Annotated in this window: 31 protein-coding genes and 1 tRNA gene; 20 read left to right on the top strand and 12 right to left on the bottom strand. The window is 65.6% G+C overall.

Annotated elements, in window-relative coordinates; all coding sequences use genetic code 11:
* Window positions 1-30: 30 nt before the first annotated feature.
* The 9 genes from H7828_RS19460 to H7828_RS19420 all read right to left on the bottom strand — a co-directional run bounded on the left by H7828_RS19460 (window position 31) and on the right by H7828_RS19420 (window position 4,123).
* A complete protein-coding gene (locus H7828_RS19460) occupies window positions 31-669 on the bottom strand; it encodes a hypothetical protein (RefSeq protein WP_226782739.1) in 639 nt (212 codons plus the stop codon).
* A gap of 225 nt (window positions 670-894) precedes the next feature.
* Window positions 895-1,191, bottom strand: a complete 297-nt coding sequence (locus H7828_RS19455; RefSeq protein WP_226782738.1) for a hypothetical protein — start codon at window positions 1,189-1,191, stop codon at window positions 895-897.
* A gap of 260 nt (window positions 1,192-1,451) precedes the next feature.
* Window positions 1,452-2,138 carry a hypothetical protein gene (locus H7828_RS19450; protein WP_226782737.1) on the bottom strand — a complete coding sequence of 229 codons (687 nt, stop codon included), beginning with the start codon at window positions 2,136-2,138 and terminating at the stop codon, window positions 1,452-1,454.
* Window positions 2,135-2,818, bottom strand: a complete 684-nt coding sequence (locus H7828_RS19445; protein WP_226782736.1) for a helix-turn-helix domain-containing protein — start codon at window positions 2,816-2,818, stop codon at window positions 2,135-2,137. Before H7828_RS19445 ends, H7828_RS19450 begins: the two co-directional genes overlap by 4 nt.
* A complete protein-coding gene (locus H7828_RS19440; protein ID WP_226782735.1) occupies window positions 2,818-3,060 on the bottom strand; it encodes a hypothetical protein in 243 nt (80 codons plus the stop codon). The genes H7828_RS19445 and H7828_RS19440 overlap by 1 nt, the downstream gene beginning before the upstream one ends.
* A complete protein-coding gene (locus H7828_RS19435) occupies window positions 3,057-3,230 on the bottom strand; it encodes a hypothetical protein (RefSeq protein ID WP_226782734.1) in 174 nt (57 codons plus the stop codon). The genes H7828_RS19440 and H7828_RS19435 overlap by 4 nt, the downstream gene beginning before the upstream one ends.
* Window positions 3,227-3,403: a hypothetical protein gene (locus H7828_RS19430; protein ID WP_226782733.1), complete on the bottom strand. Its 177-nt coding sequence runs from the start codon at window positions 3,401-3,403 to the stop codon at window positions 3,227-3,229. The genes H7828_RS19435 and H7828_RS19430 overlap by 4 nt, the downstream gene beginning before the upstream one ends.
* 151 nt (window positions 3,404-3,554) lie before the next feature.
* Window positions 3,555-3,839, bottom strand: coding sequence for a hypothetical protein (locus H7828_RS19425; protein WP_226782732.1), 285 nt, complete (start codon window positions 3,837-3,839; stop codon window positions 3,555-3,557).
* Window positions 3,840-3,910: 71 nt separating this feature from the next.
* The gene (locus H7828_RS19420) at window positions 3,911-4,123 is read right to left on the bottom strand and encodes a hypothetical protein (RefSeq protein ID WP_226782731.1); all 213 of its coding nucleotides are present in this window, start codon (window positions 4,121-4,123) and stop codon (window positions 3,911-3,913) included.
* 90 nt (window positions 4,124-4,213) lie between these two features.
* Here H7828_RS19420 and H7828_RS19415 point away from each other — a divergent pair, with 90 nt between their 5' ends.
* From H7828_RS19415 to H7828_RS22950, 17 genes are all read left to right on the top strand, one after another.
* A complete protein-coding gene (locus tag H7828_RS19415; RefSeq protein ID WP_226782730.1) occupies window positions 4,214-4,918 on the top strand; it encodes a helix-turn-helix domain-containing protein in 705 nt (234 codons plus the stop codon).
* A complete protein-coding gene (locus tag H7828_RS19410) occupies window positions 4,909-5,202 on the top strand; it encodes a hypothetical protein (RefSeq protein ID WP_226782729.1) in 294 nt (97 codons plus the stop codon). Before H7828_RS19415 ends, H7828_RS19410 begins: the two co-directional genes overlap by 10 nt.
* A gap of 37 nt (window positions 5,203-5,239) precedes the next feature.
* Window positions 5,240-5,527: a hypothetical protein gene (locus tag H7828_RS19405; protein WP_226782728.1), complete on the top strand. Its 288-nt coding sequence runs from the start codon at window positions 5,240-5,242 to the stop codon at window positions 5,525-5,527.
* Window positions 5,517-5,864, top strand: coding sequence for a hypothetical protein (locus H7828_RS19400; RefSeq protein WP_226782727.1), 348 nt, complete (start codon window positions 5,517-5,519; stop codon window positions 5,862-5,864). Before H7828_RS19405 ends, H7828_RS19400 begins: the two co-directional genes overlap by 11 nt.
* 292 nt (window positions 5,865-6,156) lie before the next feature.
* Window positions 6,157-6,441 carry a hypothetical protein gene (locus H7828_RS19395; RefSeq protein ID WP_226782726.1) on the top strand — a complete coding sequence of 95 codons (285 nt, stop codon included), beginning with the start codon at window positions 6,157-6,159 and terminating at the stop codon, window positions 6,439-6,441.
* Window positions 6,438-6,785 (top strand): hypothetical protein, encoded by a 348-nt coding sequence (locus H7828_RS19390; RefSeq protein WP_226782725.1) that lies wholly within the window; start codon window positions 6,438-6,440, stop codon window positions 6,783-6,785. The genes H7828_RS19395 and H7828_RS19390 overlap by 4 nt, the downstream gene beginning before the upstream one ends.
* A complete protein-coding gene (locus tag H7828_RS19385) occupies window positions 6,782-7,036 on the top strand; it encodes a hypothetical protein (protein ID WP_226782724.1) in 255 nt (84 codons plus the stop codon). The genes H7828_RS19390 and H7828_RS19385 overlap by 4 nt, the downstream gene beginning before the upstream one ends.
* 76 nt (window positions 7,037-7,112) lie before the next feature.
* Window positions 7,113-7,547 (top strand): hypothetical protein, encoded by a 435-nt coding sequence (locus tag H7828_RS19380; protein WP_226782723.1) that lies wholly within the window; start codon window positions 7,113-7,115, stop codon window positions 7,545-7,547.
* A gap of 95 nt (window positions 7,548-7,642) precedes the next feature.
* Window positions 7,643-7,909, top strand: a complete 267-nt coding sequence (locus H7828_RS19375; protein ID WP_226782722.1) for a hypothetical protein — start codon at window positions 7,643-7,645, stop codon at window positions 7,907-7,909.
* Window positions 7,910-7,914: 5 nt separating this feature from the next.
* On the top strand, window positions 7,915-8,064 hold the full coding sequence (locus H7828_RS19370) for a hypothetical protein (protein ID WP_226782721.1): 150 nt from the start codon (window positions 7,915-7,917) through the stop codon (window positions 8,062-8,064).
* Window positions 8,061-8,210, top strand: a complete 150-nt coding sequence (locus H7828_RS19365; protein ID WP_226782720.1) for a hypothetical protein — start codon at window positions 8,061-8,063, stop codon at window positions 8,208-8,210. The genes H7828_RS19370 and H7828_RS19365 overlap by 4 nt, the downstream gene beginning before the upstream one ends.
* Window positions 8,211-8,419: 209 nt before the next feature.
* Window positions 8,420-9,487, top strand: coding sequence for a phage Gp37/Gp68 family protein (locus H7828_RS19360; protein WP_226782719.1), 1,068 nt, complete (start codon window positions 8,420-8,422; stop codon window positions 9,485-9,487).
* Complete coding sequence (locus H7828_RS19355; protein ID WP_226782718.1) at window positions 9,487-10,164, top strand: hypothetical protein; 678 nt, start codon at window positions 9,487-9,489, stop codon at window positions 10,162-10,164. Before H7828_RS19360 ends, H7828_RS19355 begins: the two co-directional genes overlap by 1 nt.
* Window positions 10,161-10,565: a hypothetical protein gene (locus H7828_RS19350; protein ID WP_226782717.1), complete on the top strand. Its 405-nt coding sequence runs from the start codon at window positions 10,161-10,163 to the stop codon at window positions 10,563-10,565. Before H7828_RS19355 ends, H7828_RS19350 begins: the two co-directional genes overlap by 4 nt.
* Window positions 10,562-10,939, top strand: a complete 378-nt coding sequence (locus H7828_RS19345; RefSeq protein WP_226782716.1) for a hypothetical protein — start codon at window positions 10,562-10,564, stop codon at window positions 10,937-10,939. Before H7828_RS19350 ends, H7828_RS19345 begins: the two co-directional genes overlap by 4 nt.
* 38 nt (window positions 10,940-10,977) lie before the next feature.
* Window positions 10,978-11,184: a hypothetical protein gene (locus H7828_RS19340; RefSeq protein WP_226782715.1), complete on the top strand. Its 207-nt coding sequence runs from the start codon at window positions 10,978-10,980 to the stop codon at window positions 11,182-11,184.
* Window positions 11,181-12,200: a site-specific integrase gene (locus H7828_RS22950; protein ID WP_226782714.1), complete on the top strand. Its 1,020-nt coding sequence runs from the start codon at window positions 11,181-11,183 to the stop codon at window positions 12,198-12,200. Before H7828_RS19340 ends, H7828_RS22950 begins: the two co-directional genes overlap by 4 nt.
* 115 nt (window positions 12,201-12,315) lie before the next feature.
* On the opposite strand, the gene H7828_RS19330 is transcribed toward H7828_RS22950, so the two are convergent.
* Together H7828_RS19330 and ypfJ are read right to left on the bottom strand one after the other, a co-directional pair.
* A tRNA-Leu gene (locus tag H7828_RS19330) sits at window positions 12,316-12,399 on the bottom strand.
* 76 nt (window positions 12,400-12,475) lie between these two features.
* Window positions 12,476-13,321 (bottom strand): KPN_02809 family neutral zinc metallopeptidase, encoded by an 846-nt coding sequence (gene ypfJ, locus H7828_RS19325; RefSeq protein ID WP_226782713.1) that lies wholly within the window; start codon window positions 13,319-13,321, stop codon window positions 12,476-12,478.
* 131 nt (window positions 13,322-13,452) lie between these two features.
* Here ypfJ and H7828_RS19320 point away from each other — a divergent pair, with 131 nt between their 5' ends.
* Window positions 13,453-14,031, top strand: coding sequence for a YqaA family protein (locus H7828_RS19320; RefSeq protein ID WP_226782712.1), 579 nt, complete (start codon window positions 13,453-13,455; stop codon window positions 14,029-14,031).
* The gene (locus H7828_RS19315; RefSeq protein ID WP_226782711.1) at window positions 14,028-14,495 is read left to right on the top strand and encodes a disulfide bond formation protein B; all 468 of its coding nucleotides are present in this window, start codon (window positions 14,028-14,030) and stop codon (window positions 14,493-14,495) included. The genes H7828_RS19320 and H7828_RS19315 overlap by 4 nt, the downstream gene beginning before the upstream one ends.
* 52 nt (window positions 14,496-14,547) lie before the next feature.
* On the opposite strand, the gene H7828_RS19310 is transcribed toward H7828_RS19315, so the two are convergent.
* On the bottom strand, window positions 14,548-16,212 hold the full coding sequence (locus H7828_RS19310) for an ABC transporter permease (RefSeq protein ID WP_226782710.1): 1,665 nt from the start codon (window positions 16,210-16,212) through the stop codon (window positions 14,548-14,550).
* A 110-nt stretch (window positions 16,213-16,322) separates the two neighbouring features.
* Between H7828_RS19310 and H7828_RS19305 the strand changes: the two genes are divergently transcribed.
* Entirely contained in the window at window positions 16,323-17,201 is an 879-nt protein-coding gene (locus tag H7828_RS19305) for a hypothetical protein (RefSeq protein WP_226782709.1), read from the top strand.
* Window positions 17,202-17,232: the final 31 nt, after the last annotated feature.

The raw sequence follows: 17,232 nt of genomic DNA, 5'->3' as shown, positions 1-17,232 counted from the left end.
CGCGACACTTTCGGACAGTTCGATCAGATGTCAGGATTCAACGGTTTGCCGCCCTTTCCGCCCCATGTCGAACATGTGGTTCGACCATGCACCGATGGCGCGTTCGTGCCATTTGGCGTCGCGGTACTGGCACCCGTTCTCGACCAGCCAGCCGTCCATCCAGAGCACGGCAGCATCGTTCTTGGCCAGCTGGGCGTTGTAACCCGCCAGGGTGGTGCGCAGCCGCTGGATGCGCTTCTTGGCATTTGCGGCCTCGTTGCGCGCGCGGTTGTCCTGCTTGCGCCCGAAGGCGTCCAGAACCATCTGCGTGACGCTATGATGCATCAGGCGCACCTGCCCGTCGCAGCGGCACCGGGTCCAGCGGTGCAGCGGGCCGAACGGCCCCTCGCACATGCGGCGGAACCGGCTTTCCTCGACCATCGCCAGCTTGGCCAGCTGCTCCATGTCGTCGGGCAAGGTGCCCACCGGCGTCTGGTCCTGGGACAGACAGATCAGGTCGAAATAGATCGCGCGGGCCGACTCGGTGCCTTTCAGGCGCATCTCCGACGACAGCCAGCGGCGGTGAAACCACGCGATGAAATTGTGGCTGTCGATCCGGTCATCGGGGCCAAGCGGATATTCCGGCAGGTCCTCGGCATCGATCAGCGATATGGGGGCAGCGCGGGTCATCGGTCGGCCCTCACATGGCGCAAGAGCAGAAATGCGATCGCCGTCACGACAGCCGCAGTATATCGCTGCTCTTGGGGCCAGGTCGCCAAATCGACCCACCAGACCACAAGTGCCCAGCCCGCTGCAATCGACAGGGCCAGGTCACACAGATACATGGCGACCCACTTCATTCCGCACCCCCCTCGGCAAGCATGTCGTCCATCGCGCAGACGGTCAGCGTGGCGCTCATCTTGCGGCTTTCTGCATCGCCGCCGCCTGCGCCGCGATCTGGGCCGCGCGCGATGGCTTGCGCTCGACCGGAGGATCCTTGCGCAGACCGAACTCCGACGCCGGGTCAGCGGCGGCGGCCTGTGCTGGGGCCGGTTTCTCGGCCGCAGGCTTCGCGGGCGCGGCCTGACCGGGCGCAGGCTGGCCAAAGGGCATCCGCACCACGACAAAGCCCTCACCGATCTCGATCACCTCGCAGATCCGGGTCGGCCGGGCCGTTGTGGGGATGCCCGGCCAACATCCGATACGGAACATCGTTGTGTGCTTCAGAGCCTTTCCGACCCCAACCGGCCCCTTGGGGTCCAGGGCGATACGCACCCTGCCGGCATCTTCATCCTCGCCGATTCCGACCGACAGATGCTTGCCTGCGATCGGGCCACCGAAGGCGCGCTCTTGAACAGCCTTGTTCAGACTGAAGCAAAGAACGGGCCCAGCCTTCAGTTGTCTGACATAGCAGCTGACACCGGAACCGGCGGCTTGCAGGCTGGGCGGCGGAGGAGCAGGTTTGAAAGACATCAGCTTTTCCTTTCGGATGGGAACAGAAGCGCGCCCTCGGGCGGCGGCGGGGCGGGATTGGCTTCAGGCGGGTAATCCCCTGCCCGTTCAAGCCGCGCGCGGCAGGGTGCGATCCAGCGAAAGGCGGTTCGCCCCTGCACCACCGTCTTGCGCCAGACGACCCAGCAATAGGCCGTGGCCGAGCTGCCCTTGGCCGACAGGCGCCCCCTGTGCATCACCACGCGTTCGGAGAACTGCAGGATGTCGGTGGGCGGGGTGACGCTGAACAGGTCGCGGTGGCGGCCCACGCCCTCCAGAAACGCGGTGCGCAAGATCATCGCGACCCCGCACCTGCTGCTGCGCAGGGCCTGCTGGATGAAGGGTTGCGCCAGGCGGAATGGCGGGTTGGTGATGGTCCAATCCACCTGGCCGACCGCGCCCATGAGGTAATCGGCAAGGGGAAACCCCGCGCCGTAATCATGCACGTCCGACGCCTCGACCGAGGCGAAGACCTCCTTCAGTGGGGCCACCATGTGACCACGGTTTGCCGCCGGTTCCCGGCAGGTCAGGTGGGCGGGCAGCGCCCCATGCTGCGCCAGCCATTCGCAAAGCGCGCGGGTGGCCCAGGGCGGCGTCGGGAAATCGTCCAGGCTGTCATGCGCCTCGCGGCGCTGCTGCATCACGGCACTGCTGCGGTTCTGGCTCATCCCGCCACCTCGGCGCCGCTGATGGCGGTCCCATTGGTCCGATGGCCGGGGGTACCTGAGGCGCGCACCTGAACGCGCAGCGCCACGTCGGCCGCATTGATCGAACCGGCGCGCAGCCGCGCGCATAGGGCGGCGTGGTGCAGCCCGATTAGATCGCAAACCATCCGGCAATCGCGCCCCAGCAGCCAGCGGGCGGCATCGTCGCGCGCCCGCTGATTTGCGCCCGTCGCCCGCCGCGACGGGGCGCGATCGGCACCGCCGCAGGCCAGCCGCAACTGGTCCACCAGCAGGGCGCACCACATGCGGCGACAAGCTGCGGCCTCGACGTCGATATCGTCATATTGCGCCGGCGCCACAGCCGCCGCCACCTTGGGCAGGGGCGCGCCCCGCTCGGCGCGAAGGGCCTGCACCCGGGCATCCCCGGCCAGCACATTGTACAAGGTCGGGCGGCTGCGCCCCGTGGCCCGCGCGATGCGCGCCATCGACCAGCCCTCGGCCAGAAGCCGCCCGATGAACCCGCGTTCCTCGGCGTCCAGGTGCGCCACATCCCGGGCTTCGGCCTTGTGCATCGGCGCGGCGGCGTCCCCAATTCCACCGCCGCGCCGTGTCAGGCAGGGCGGCGCGGGAACGCGTTCCTGCGCCTCGCGCCGCTCTACCGCCTGAAAATCGTGCCGTCCCATCACCGCGCCACCTTCCGTTCCCAGAACATGCAGTCGCGCGCATCGCTGCGCCCCGACACGGTGCCATGGCCCTTGCCGCAGATGCCCACGTCCTCGATCCGCTCGCCGGAAAAATGCGGACAGGCCCCGCAGACCCGGCGCAGGTGGGTTTCGCAGAAGGGGTTGCGCGGATCGGTCAGCGCACTGCGCCGCACGACGCCCACGCGCCCGCCCTCCCAGTGGCCGCCACCATGACCGCTCATGCCGCCACCTCGCGCACCTTGGTGCAGGACTGCACACGGGGGCGCAGATGCTCGGGCACGAAGGCGATGCAGGGCGCGGCCAACCAGACGGGATGGCGCACGACCAGGGTCTGCACCGCAATGCAGGCATCGGGCGTCCAGGCCATGCACAGGACAATCGTCAGGATCATGCCCGCGCCCCCTTGATCCGGTCGGCCCGGGCGAAACAGGCCTCGGACCGCTGGCGCAGACGGGCCGCGCGGGTGTATTGCGGGATGGTATCGGCCCGTCCCAGCGCGCGCAGATAGCGCAGCGCCCAATAGCGACCACACGACCGCCACCATAGATGCGCGACTAGCCTCATTCCCGGCCCCCCTTCACCCTTTGGAAAAATTTTTCCGATCGGGTCCGCCAGCGATCCCCCCGGCGTTCCCACAGCGCGCGGCGGCGCTCGGCCATTTCCGACCACGACACGAACCACAGGCTCAGCACGTAAAGCCGCATCCGCCCCAGCATCACGCGGCCCTCCCGCGGATCGGGTCCAGCGCCCAACCGACACCGGCCAGCGCCATGACGGCAAAGACATAGGACACGCCCGCATCGTTGTCGCAGCGCAGCCAGTTGATCACCTGGCGTTCCGACACGCCCAGGACCGGCGCGCCGATCCGCGCCACCTCGCGCTCACTGTCGCCCGGGAAGGCGCGCCACAGCATGGCGGCAAAGGCCTTGCGCGACCGTGTCTTGTGGCGGGAATCCAGAAAATCGGCCCGCCGGTGATTTTGTGAAAGATTTTTCCGCATCTCGCCCTCATGTTTGACCTGTGAGGGATCAAACGAAGCTATTAAGGGAAAGGCGGACCGGGGCGCGGCACTCATGCTGCGCCCCTTTCCTGTTCGGCGGGCGCGGGGTTCTCGGCCATGTAGGCGCGGATGCGGTCGACGACGCGCATGGTCGGGCTGGATGTTCCGGCCTTCCACTTGCCCCATTGCGACCAACTGGCACTGATCGCGGCCCTCAGGATCACCTCGGGCGAGCGGTTCACAGCGGCGGCATAGCCTTCGATTTCGTCGATCAGTTGTTCCATGGCCATTAGAAATGGGGAACTTTCCCGATTTTAGCAAGGGGAAATTTCTCGGTTCACCCGCGGAGAGCCGAAAGGCCAATATGCCGCGTCATGACTGAATACGATGATCCCTTTGTTGCTGGCCTTCTGCGACTGCTGAAGGAACGGAAGCTCAAGCCCGCACCGCTGTCGAAGGCCGCTGGCCTCAGCGAGTCCTTTATTCGCGATCTTCAGTCCAACCCTGCCAGCTCACCAAAAACCATCAATGCACAAAAGATTGCGGACCTTCTGGGGCTCTCAATCAGCGACATCATCGAATATCGCGGGAGCCCTTCCCGCACATCGCATCCTATCGCCGTTGTCGGTCGCGTGGGCGCAGGGGCCCGCGTGCCTCTGAACGATTCCTATCCCAAGGGCGACGGCCTCTATCATGTCGCCTGCCCCCCGCAACTTTCGCCGAAAGGCCTCGCCTGCGTCGAGGTCTGCGGCAACTCCATGGAACCCGCCTATCTCGACGGCGATCTGCTGTTCTATTCCCGCCCTGCCATGGGTGTACCGTCCGAAGCCATCGGCACCCGCTGCGTGGTCGAAGATGCCGACGGCATGGCTTGGGTGAAACTGGTGCGCCGCCGCGAAGGCCAACCCGAGGGCCTATTCGACTTGGTCAGCTTCCACGCCGATCACCCGCCGATGTACGATTGCACCATCAACTGGGCCGCGCCGATCCTGATGCACCAGCAGGCCGCCTTCGCAATTCGTATCGACCTATCTGCGCACGAGGCGCTGCAAAGAAAGAAGGGGAAGCCATGTTCCTGATACGCCTATCGTCCCTCACCGCATTGGTCAGCCTTAGCGCTGGCTGCGAGGCGCCGCCGGCAGTCGCGGCCTTCAACGGGCAGACCGTGACGATTCAGCAAATGGGCTATGACTTCTTTTCCGAAGAGGCGCAGGCCGAAGCAGACCGCATTTGCGCCCAGGACGGAAAGCGCGCCGAAGCACAGAGCATGACCCGGGCCGCAAGCGGCCTTGCTGCGCCCGTAATAAACTATCTGTATCTCTGCGTGCCGAAATCAGGATCTCCGCGAGGGGATGTCAAATGATGGCACAGCCAATATTCACGGTCGGGGACGACCTGTGATGACCGACGAAATCGCCAAGCTGCATGAAGAAATCCTCGTTCTCCAGAAGCGCATTAGCGTTTTGGAGAGCTGGACCGAAGATGCCTTTGAGCGACAAATGATCATAGGGCGCTGGCTCAAGGCCTTGGCGAACAATGATCTGGTCGTTGCCGATATCGCGCTATCGCTAAAGTCCGGAAAACCTGAAGAGATCCGCGAAGCACAGGCTCGTTTTGATAGGCTTTTCGCTTTCCGCGACGATATCGAAAGCAAGATAAAGACGGACGGTCACGAAGATGCCGAATGACGGACAATACCCAAGGCTGATTGGACCGCAGGATATGGAGCGAGTAGAACGCACGTCGCTTGCGGACTTGAAAAGCGGTGGCGGCGGTGGCACATCTGATGGCATGGAAACACGCCTCGCCCTGCTTGAAGCCAAAGTCACAGGACTTGAACGCGAATTTGCGGTCAGGTTTGATCATGTCGAGAAACGTTTCGACGACTTGAGCCGGGATATTTCGAAGCTTCCTACCGAATGGGGCATGGCAAAGATTGTGTTTGTTGTGACCGGAGCCTTGATGGCGGCGGCCATTTGGGGCCCCCGCGCCCTATCCCTCATAGCACCGACAGTAGCCCCTTAGGCCCGCTCTGCGCTGGCGCTACAGAATGTCGGCCAACAGGTGCGCAGTTCATCACTGTAGATGACTTTGAAGGCGGGCATCGTCCCGATTTCGCCGCGAGATTTTCAGAGCGCCCAAGCTTAGCCCGCCTATGGCGGGTTTTTTCTTTGTGACAGGCGCGATCCGCCCACCGCAACATGCCCGCCCGAATCAATCGGCGTATTCAAAAGTGGGGATTTTTCCCGATTTTTGATTGACATGGGGAAGTATCCCTATAATGAATTGGCCCATCCTCACCGATGGAGTCAACCCGATGCACCCCACACCCTGCCCACCCCCGGCCCGCGACCTGATCGACACCGCCTCCCTGGCGCCCGCTGCCGATCAGATCGCGACCCGCCTGTCCGTCCTGGCCGATCTCGGGGTTCAGCCCTTCATCCTGAACCGCCTGCGCGACGAAGCCTATGAGCGGATGGAGTGGCGGGTCGATCAGACCCGGCTCTCGGGGCAGCTGACCGCCTGCGCCAGCGCCGCCGCCGCATTCCTCGACGGCGCGATCTCCCTGACCATCGCCCAACCGGGCCGGAGGGCAGCGTGATGCTGAAACCCATCCAGTGCCCCACGGGCGAAGACCGCGATCGGCTGATCCGTGTCATCACCCGACAGCTGGGCGATGCGCTCAACCGGATGTCCTTCGAAACAGGCGCCGCCCCGGAATGCCACATCGCAACGGCGATCACCGCCCTTGCCGCAACGCTGGAACCGCTGAACAGCGCCGCCACCGCCGACCTCCTGCGCGCCACGGCCGACATCATCGAATGCGATAGCGCAACGCCCGAAGGCGACCGCCGCGCGGTACAGCGCCGCCACGACACCGCGCTCAGCACCCTGACCAAGGCCATGGCCCTGAAATACAGCGAACCCGCAGGAGCAGCATCATGAACGATGCGAAACGCAGCCTCGGCGCGGTGGCTGCCGAACTGTCCGAGGCCATCGCGCAGCTGGTCAAGGATCAGGAAACCCTCGATGCCCGGGCCGCCGATGCCCAAGCCGCCCGGTCTGCCGAAACCGACGCGCTGAACCGGTTGAACGCCACGCAGAAGGCGATCGACAGGTTGAACAGCGACTTGTGCAGCCTGTCGTCGGGCGACTGGAACCGCCGCCCCATGCGCGACGAAGCGAACTCCCCATGAACGCCCAGGAAATCGCCCTGCTGATCCAGCTTGTCGCCGTCATCATCACCGCCCTTTTCGTCCTGAGGAACCTGTTATGACCCCGGAAATCCACCGCCTCACCGCCATCCTCGATGCCGCCGCGCGCCTGGGCCCCGAGGCCCGCCAGCAGCTGGTCACCGACACCGCCAATGCCCACGGCACCATCGCCGCCCGGGGCCGCTGCGGCGCCACCGGCGCCCCGCCCCTCACGATGATCGAGGCCCTGGGCGCGACAGCCGAGGCCCCCACCCTGCCCGAGGCCTGCACCCGCTGGCTCACCGCCGCCCGGGCCGAGCTGCTGCGCCAGCGCGCCATCCGCCGTGCCATGGCCACGCTCACCCGCCCCTACGCGGCCAGCAGAGCACAGCGCGACGCCTGCGAAACCATCCTCACCCGCTCGGCCCGGTTCGACCACGTGATGCTGGCCCGCCAGCGCCTCATGTCCCTGCCCCCGCGCCCGGCAATGGACCATCTCGCGCCGCGCGCCTGATTGCCACGCCGCCACCATCCTCCCGGCGGCCACCTTGCGGGCCGGACCCTCCCCCGGCCCGCACTTTTCAAAATCCGCCCCGACAGGTTTGGCCGATGCCCGAAGCACCCGCCCTCCCCGAGGCCAGCCCGCGCGAGCGCGAGGTGCAGCATGCCGTCCTGCAGCTGGTCGAGGCCTATGCCTTCAACGAGGCCCATGCCGTCCTGGGCCTGCACCTGCGCGAAACCGCCGAACGCCAGCGCAGCCACAACGAAGACCTGTTCATCGCCTGGAGCCGGATCGATCCGGCCCACCGCCCCGACTTCCTGACCTACGCCCACCACCGCCGCCGGATCGACCTGGCAGCCCCGACAACGGAGTAACCCGCATGGCCAAGACCAATGCCACCCCATGGGCCAAAACCGGCTTCTACCGCGCCCACACCCCCACCGGCTGGGCCGCCTATTGCAAGACCCACGGCCTCGCCCGCCCCGCCACGAAGGACGAAGCCGCCAACCAGGAAGGATTGCACAAATGATCGGCCTCCGCCCCATGACGCCCGCCGAGCGGGCCATCGTCACCACCCTGCGCGCTGCCAGCCGCGATCAGAAACCGGGCGCCGATCAGCACAAACTTTCGGCACGGGACGACGACCCGGCCCCGATGTGCGAGCCGCGCCAATGACCTCAGCCGGATGGATAGAAAGCCCACGCTGCATCTGCGGTGACTTCATGGAGTGGCGTGCCGTCGGATTGTTTCGCGTGCGCTGGCGCCTTGAGTGCATCTGCGGGCGTTGCGGCCCATGGAGACGCCAAGCCGACGTGACCCACGGCCCCCTGACGATCCAGGCTTCCGCACCAACATCCCCTCCACCTCCGAAAAGGTAAGCGCCAATGACCCGGATCGAATGGACCGAGGCGACCTGGAATCCCATCGTGGGGTGCAGCGTGGTCAGCCCCGGCTGCACCAACTGCTATGCGATGAAAGCGGCCTGGCGCATGGGGTCGAACCCCGGCACACCGCAATACCACGGCCTGACCCGCTGGACGAAGGGCGGGTCGGTCTGGACCGGCAAGGTGCACCTGCACGAACCCGCTCTCATGGCCCCGCTGAAACGCCGCACGCCGACGATGTATTTCGTCAACAGCATGGGCGACCTGTTCCACGAGGATGTGCCTGACGACTGGATTGACCGCGTGTTCGCCGTCATGGCGATGTGTCCGCAGCACACGTTCCAGGTGCTGACCAAGCGGGCGGATCGGATGCGGGAATATATGCGTTGCCGCCCAACGGGACGCTTGGGCCACAGCGCCTTCAATCTCGCCTTCCAGAGTGAAATCGAGAAGCCTGGCTCCAGCTGCCCGGTGGTGTTCGACAAGCCCAATATTCATGCCCGCGAATGGCCCCTCCCCAACGTCTGGCTCGGCGTCTCTGCCGAGGATCAGACCCGCGCCGACGAACGCATCCCTGACCTGCTGGCCACCCCGGCGGCGGTGCGCTTCGTGAGCGCGGAACCGCTGTTGGGGCCGGTGGATATGGTGCCATGGCTACGCGAGATTTACTGGGCTGCCGATTTCAGCGCCGAAGCCGGGGGAGGCTCGTCGCACGGCGTTCGCCCCCGCGTTAACTGGATCATCACCGGCGGCGAAAGCGGCCCGAACGCCCGCCCGATGCATCCCGACTGGGCGCGCTCGATCCGCGATCAGTGCGTTGCCGCCGGGGTGCCGTTTTTCTTCAAGCAATGGGGGGAATGGGCGCTAGCCCGACCAAAGCCAAGCGGCAGACCCGGGAAATATGCTATTGCCGACGCGGGCGGAAAGTACGTTACCAGAACCCACCACTACCCGCGCATGATTGATCTTTTCGGCGGGTCCGCAGCTCTCGAATGCGTCGGCAAGAAAGTTGCCGGGCGCCTGCTGGACGGCCGCACCTGGGACCAGATGCCGGGCGGGGTGCTGTGATGCGCATCCTGATCGGCTGCGAAACCAGCGGCATCGCCCGGCGCGCCTTTGCCGCGCGGGGCCATGATGTCTGGTCCTGCGACATCGAGGCCGCCGAGGACGGCAGCAACCGGCACATCCGATGCGACATCCGCGATGGAATCCTGGAGGATGGCTGGGATCTGCTGGCCGTGATGCACCCACCCTGCACCCGGCTTTGCCGATCGGGGCGGCGGTGGATGTCCGGCCCCGGCAAATGGACCCCGCCCAAGCAACTGCCGCAGGGGCGCACCTGGGCCGACATGCGGGCCGAGTTCGAAGAGGGCGTGTCAATTTTCACCGCCTGCTGGGCGGCACCAATCGAACGGGTTGCCATCGAGAACCCCGAGATGAACGACCTGGCGCGCGACCGGATGCCGCCCGACCTGCCGAAACCGCAGATGGTCCAACCCTTCTGGTTCGGCGAACCGGCCTACAAGAACACCGGCTGGTATCTGCGCGGCCTGCCCGCGCTGTCCGAGACGGACCGCCTGCCGGAACCAGAACGCGACAGCGACGAATGGAAGGCTTGGAACGCCGTGCACCGCATGACCCCCGGCCCGGATCGCGCCCGCCTGCGCAGCCGGTCCTATCCGGGGATGATGAACGCCGCCGCTGAACAGTGGGGCGACTACGCGAGAGAGAGGATAGCAGCATGACCACGACACCAGACACCAGCGCAGCGGCGATCAACGAAATCATTGCCGAGCGCACCGAAAAGGCGGCGGAATGCCATATGATCCTCCAAGCCCACAAAGACACGGGCAGAACAGACGCATCGCTCGCGTGGTTTCATTCCTCGCAATCTGCGCTGACGACAGCCAATGCCATCCGGGCCCTGATGATTGAGCGCGATCAACTACGCACTGCCGCCCAAGCGGACGCCGAGGCCATAGGACACCTTCGCGCCGAGCGCGATGAGATGCGGGACGCACTGGAACGGATCAGGCTGAACCAGAGCCTTGCCGAGTGCCAGAAGATCGCTAGCGCCGCTTTGCTGCCCGACCACCACGACCCCGACTATCGGCGTTACCTGGCGCAGCAGAGGGGCACACAATGACCACCCACGCGGACGAGATCGAGATTCCCATCGTTGAGATCGCCCCGGGCTGGACGGTCGACGACATCCGGACCGAGGACGATTGCGACGATGCCTTTGCCTATCTCTGCAAGGCGGTAACGGCCATCGAAACCCGGCTGGAGGAAATGGAGGAATTCGGCTGCGCCGACGCAAGGCTGAAGATCCGCACCAGATCCGCGCTGCGGTGGAAGAAGGCCGCCCTCACCATCGTTCAGACCAAGCGAGGGCAGATCAACCGTCGCCGCAAGGAGGAGCTTCACGCTTCGCGGCAAAGGCGGCTGATCGACACAATCCGAGACACCGAACCCGAAGCCTTCCGGCGCGTCCTGGTCTTCCTCGGCGAGGACAACTGACCATGCCGAACACTCGCAATCAACGGAAGGACTGACCCATGGGCGCGCAGCAACCACTCTTTGCAAGCGACAGGACGGCGGCACGGCTGCTGGATATGCGCCCGGCAGAGTTTCGGGCGCTGGTGGCGGCCGGCGCCCTGCCCCCGCCGATCCGCCTGCACGGATATGAGCGCTGGGAAATGGCGACGGTCGAGGCCATCATGAGGGGTCACGCACCGAAGCCGAAAGAGGATCTGGAACTGTGAGGAAACAGCGCAAGCCCTATGTCGTCACCGTGCGCGGCAAGCTGTGTTATCGCCTGCAGTGGCGCGAGAACGGCAAGCTGCGCAACCGATACCTCCCTCTGCCCGGCACCGAGGACAGCCCCGAGTTTGACACCGCCTATTGGGCGATCCGGGGCGGCACCGCGCCGGTGCTGAAGGAGGTGCCGCGCACCAGCTGGGCGGCGCTGGTGGCCTCCTACCGTGCGACCCGGCGCTATCGCGCACTGGCCCAGGGCACCCGCCGAAAATACGATCCAGTGATCGAGGACCTGCTCGCCAAGAACGGCGACAAGGACGTGCGCAAGGTGACGCGGGCTCAGGTGCGCGCGATCCATGAAAAGTACCAGGACAGGCCGCGCAAGGCTGACCTCAACGTGCAGGTGCTGCGCATCCTGCTGAACTATGCCCGCAAGGAACTGGACTGGATCAAGGACAATCCCGCCGATGGGATCAAGCTGTTCGGCGCCCAGAAGGGATGGGAGCCGTGGCCGACATGGCTGCAAACGGCATGGCTGAAGGCCTGCACCGATGAACCTGTGGCGCTGACGGCATTCCATCTTGGTACAGGCACCGGTCAGCGCCCCGGTGATTTGGCGGGCATGATGTGGGAACACTTTGACGGCGAATACATGGCCGTCCAGCAGGACAAGACCAACGAACGTTTGTGGGTGTTCTGCCCGCCCGCCCTGCGCCGCTACCTTGCCACCCTGCCCCGGTCGGGCCGCTACATCCTGGCCAAGAACCTGACCGAGCCGTTGGGGTATGATGCCGTCGAGAAAGCGTTCCGCCGGGTGCGCGATACCTTGGGCGACAGGGCGCGGCCCTACGTCATGCACGGTTGGCGCTTCACCGCGGCTGTCGCCCTGGCCGAGGCCGGATGCTCCGACGCCGAGATCCAGGCCGTCACCGGACACAAGACGCTGGAGATGGTCCAGAAATACCGAAGCCGCGCGAATCGTAAAAAGCTATCGAAACAAGCCCAGGAAAAACGAAAGTGATCGCCCTGGAACAGAACAGGGCCGGAACAAGAACGTGCTACAGCCTGTGCTACAAATGGAGGTCAGAGGTTGTGAGGAAATCAAAAACCCCCACAATTTTCGCAATGAAATCAAATGGTACCCGAGGCCGGACTCGAACCGGCACGCCTTGCGGCGGGGGATTTTGAATCCCCTGCGTCTACCATTCCGCCACTCGGGCCCGGGCGCGGTGCTGCACCATCGGACAGGGGCGGTTTACAGCGCACGCGCGCCGGGGAAAAGGGAAAAACGCATGCTCACAGCCTGTTGGCGCTGAAAGTATCGCATTGCGTCATGTCGCCGCTTTCGAACCCGCGTTCGAACCAGCGTTGCCGCTGTTCCGAGGTGCCATGGGTAAAGGTATGGGGCGCGGGAACGCGCCCGGCGTTGCGTTGCAGGGTATCGTCGCCGATCTGCTTGGCGGCGTTCATCGCCTCGGCCACGTCACCGGGGTCGAGGCTGTCGAACTTCCGATCCGCATGGCGGGCCCAGATCCCGGCATAGCAATCGGCCTGAAGCTCGACCCGGACCGAGATCGCGTTGCTCTGTGCCTCGCTGGCCTGGGCGCGCATGCGGTTGGCCTGCCCCAGGATGCCCAGTTCGTTCTGCACATGGTGGGCGATCTCATGGGCCACCACGTAGGCGGCGGCAAAATCGCCCCCCGCGCCAAGGCGCTGCGACAGCGTGGTGAAGAAGGCGGTGTCGATATAGGCCTTCTTGTCGGACGGGCAGTAGAAGGGCCCCGTCGCGCCCGAGGCACCGCCACAGGGGCTTTGGGTGACGCCCTTGAACAGAACCAGCGTGGCCGGCTGATAGGCCTCGCCCACCTGGGCGCGGAACAGCTCGGCCCAGACCTCTTCGGTGTCGGCCAGGGTGACCGACACGAACTCGGCCGCCTCTTCGTCGGCGCGAGTAATCTCACCCCCGCCCTGCTGGACCGGCGCGGCGCCCTGCAAAAGCGGGGTCACGTCGATGCCAAGGAAATACCCGATGGCAAGAACCGCGATCAGGCCAAGCCCGCCGATTCCGCCTGCCGCCTTGCCGCCCGACATGCGCCGCCGGTCCTCGATGTTGCGACTTGTGCGTCGTCCCCGCCATTGCATCGGCTGTCCTCCGTTTGTCCCGATCCTATCGCAACCCCCGACAAGGGCAATCCGTTCCGCGTCATCGGCGCAGTTGACGCCGCCCGCCCTGCGTGGTGCAAGGGGCGAAAATCATGCCGGGGCCGCGCCGAATGCTGAGATCGCTGTACACTTGGGTGCTGGGCCTTGCCGAAAGCCGCCATGCGCTCTGGGCGCTGGCCATCGTGGCCTTCCTGGAAAGCTCGGTCTTTCCGATCCCGCCCGATGTCCTGATGATCCCGATGATCCTGGCGCGCCCCTCGCGGGCCTGGCTGATTGCCGGCATTGCGCTGGTGGCTTCGGTGCTGGGCGGGCTTCTGGGCTATTGGATCGGGGCGGGCCTGTTTGAAAGCGTCGGGCGGCCGGTGCTGGAGTTCTACGGCAAGGATGTCTATTTCGACGACTTCTCGGCGCGCTACAACGCCTGGGGCGCCTGGGCGGTCCTGATCGCCGGGGTCACGCCTTTCCCCTTCAAGGTCATCACCATCCTTTCGGGCAGCACTGCCCTGTCCTTGCCGGTGTTCATCGTTGCCAGCATCGTGTCGCGGGGGTTGCGGTTTTTCATCGTTGCCGCGCTTCTGTGGAAATTCGGCGCGCCGATCCGCGATTTCATCGAACGGCGGCTGGGGCTGATGTTCTCGCTTTTTGTCATCGTGCTGCTGGGCAGCTTCTACCTGGTGAAATTCCTATGAACAGACGACACCTTATCCTGATGGCCGCGGGCGGATCCGCCCTTCTGCTGGGCGGCGCCTTCCTGTTCCAGAGCCTTGGCTATGCGCCCTGCACCATGTGTCTCTGGCAGCGCTGGCCCCATGCCATCGCGATCGTGCTGGGGGTGGTGGGCTATCTCTGGCCACGCGCCGTGGTCGCGGTTCTGGGCGCGCTGGCGGCCTTCGCCACGGCCGCCATCGGCGTGTTTCATGCCGGGGTCGAGTGGAAGTTCTGGCCCGGCCCCAGTTCCTGCACCGGGGGTGGGTCGAGCCTTTCAGGCCTGTCGGGCAGTGATCTTCTGTCGACCGACATCCCCGAAACCCTGGTGATGTGCGATGAAATCGTCTGGCAGCTTTTCGGCCTTTCCATGGCCGGTTGGAACGCGCTTCTGTCGTTCGCACTGGTGGCGCTGTGGATCGCCGCCGCAACCCGCCCCGCCCGCTGAAGCGGCGGAATTGAGTATTTGAAGCAAGAAAGAGGGGGCGGGTTCGCCCGCCTCAGCCCCGGTTGGCGCGCGCCAGGATCGCCACAGCGGCCAGCCCCACCGCGATCACCAGAAGGGCGGCAGGCGAGGCTTCGCCGATACGTTCCAGCGAGGCCTGTTCGTGCACGCGGGTGGCCAGGGTGTTGTAGTTGAAGGGCCGCAACAGCAGCGTCGCGGGCAGTTCCTTGACGCAATCCACGAAGACCAGCAGCAGCGCGGTGCCCACCGATCCGCGGATCAGCGGCAGATAGACCGCGCGCAGGGTGCCGCCCGCTGTCTGGCCAAGGGCGCGCGCCGCCATCGGCAGGCTGGGCGATACGCGCCCCATGGCCGCATCCGCCGCCCCCTGGGCGATGGCGAAGAAGCGCACGACATAGGCAAAGACGATGGCCGAGGCAGTGCCGGTCAGCATCAGCCCCGGATCGAAGCCGGTCAGCGCCAGGATGCCGTCGGCCAGCCTGTTGTCGAAGGCCGCCAGAGGAATCATGATGCCCAGCCCCAGCACGGCGCCCGGCGCGGCATAGCCGATGGTCGTCACCGGCAGGACCAGACGGGGCAATGCCCGCCCCGTCAGCCGCACGCCGTAGACCATGAACAGCGCCGCCATGACCGTCAACACCGCCGCCGCGCCGCCCGTGGCCAGGGTATGCCACAGCGCCAGCCCCAGGTCGGGGTCGAACCAGCGCTCGGGCTTTTCGATGGCATGGGCCGTGATCACCGCCACCGGCAGGACGAAGCCCACCGCAAAGGGAAGCCCACAGGCCGCCGTGGCCAGCCAGCCGCGCCAGCCGGCAAGGGGCATCCGTTCGACCCGGCGGGTGTGGCGTGACAGGCGGTGAAAGCGGGAGTTGCGGCGCGAGACCTTCTCAAGCGCCACGAGGCTGAGCACGAGGGCCAGGATCACGCAGGCGATCTGAGCCGCCCCCCCCGCATTGCCGGTTTCAAGCCAGACGGTGAAGATGCCGGTGGTCAGGGTCTGGACCGAGAAATACTCGACCACGCCAAAATCGTTCACGGTTTCCATCATCACGATGGCCATGCCCGCCGCGATGGCCGGGCGGGTCAGGGGCAGGCCCACCCGCCAGAACCGTGCGAAGGGACCGGCACCAAGGGCGCGCGCCACCTCGTAGGAACAGCCCGACTGTTCGCGCAGCCCGGTGCGTGCCATCAGGTAGACATAGGGATAGAGCGAGGCCGCCAGAACCAGGATCGCCGCGCCACGCGAACGGATCGGGGGAAACAGGTAATCCTGCGCCGACTGCCAGCCCATGAGCGCACGCAGCCCCGTCTGCACGGGGCCCGCGTATTCCAGGAAATCGACCAGCGCATAGGCGCTGACATAGGCCGGGATCGCCAGCGGCAGGAGCAGCAGCCATTCCAGCCAGCGCACTCCCGGAAAGCGGTACATCACCACCAGCCAGGCCGCCCCCGCCCCCACGGCGCCCGCCAGCGCGCCGGTGCCCACCATCAGAATGACGGTATTGCCGAAATACCGCGGCAGCGTGGTGGCAATCAGGTGCGGCCAGATGTTCTCGGCCGGGTGAAGGGCCAGGACCATGACGGCGACGATGGGCAGAAGCACGAGGGCCGCGATGGCCATGGCGCCCGCCGACCACGGGTCGGGGCGCCTGCGCAGGCCCGCCAGCCAACGGGGTGTCTGAGTGTTTTGATCGGTCATTGCCCCGCCGCTTTACTGAATTGCAGTTTAACTGTCCATCAAAGGGCTTATAGTATTTCGCAGGCCGGTGGGGCGGCCCCGGAGAGAAATCGGCAACCGTCAGGAGAGACATGGACGTTGCATTACATCTGGGCGCGCATTTCACCGATTCCGATCGGTTGCTGCGGTCCTTGCTGCGCAATCGCGGCCCCCTTGGCGAACTTGGCGTGGCGGTGCCGGGGCCCGGACGCTATCGCGATGTGTTGCAGGAGGTGATGCTGAAGCTGCGCGGCGCGCCCGCCAGCGCCGATACCCGCGACGTGGTTCTGGAAACGGTGCTTGAGTCGGACGAGCCCGAGCGCCTGGTGCTGTCCAACCCCAGCTTCATCTCGATGCCTGCCGCCAGCCTTGCCGAAAACCGGATCTATCCCAAGGCGCACAAGGCGGCCTGGCTGCGCAACATCTTTCCCGACAGCCCCATGGCCCTGTTCCTGTCGGTGCGCAATCCGGCCACCTGGGTACCGGCGCTGTATCATCACCTGCACAAGGGCCCCGACGCCTTCGGTGATTTCATCGCCGGGGTCGATCCGCTGGCGCTGCGTTGGTCGGATACCGTGCGCGACATCCGCGCCGCCTGCCCCGATTGCCCGCTGACCGTCTGGGCGCACGAGGATACGCCGCTTTTGTGGGGAGAGATCATGCGCAGTGTCGGGGGCGTCAGTGAAGAGGCCGGGCTGCACGGCGGGTTCGACATGCTGCGCGAGATCATCACGCCCGAAGGGCTGCGCCGCCTGCGCGCCTATACGAAGGCGCATCCCCCAGCGAACGACATGACGCGCCGCCGGGTGATAGGTGCCTTCCTGTCCAAGTTCGCCGTCGAGGATGAGCTGGACGAGGTGCTGGACCTTCCCGGCTGGACACCCGAGCTTGCCGCGCGGATGACCGAAACCTATGAACAGGATCTGGACCTGATCGAGGCCCTGCCCGGCGTCCGCCTGCTGATACCGTAGCGCGGGACGGTCACCGCGCCGCGCAGGAATG

This window comes from Oceaniglobus trochenteri, assembly GCF_020529025.1.
GTDB lineage: Bacteria > Pseudomonadota > Alphaproteobacteria > Rhodobacterales > Rhodobacteraceae > Oceaniglobus > Oceaniglobus trochenteri.
This window is presented reverse-complemented; position numbering and strand designations above follow the sequence as displayed.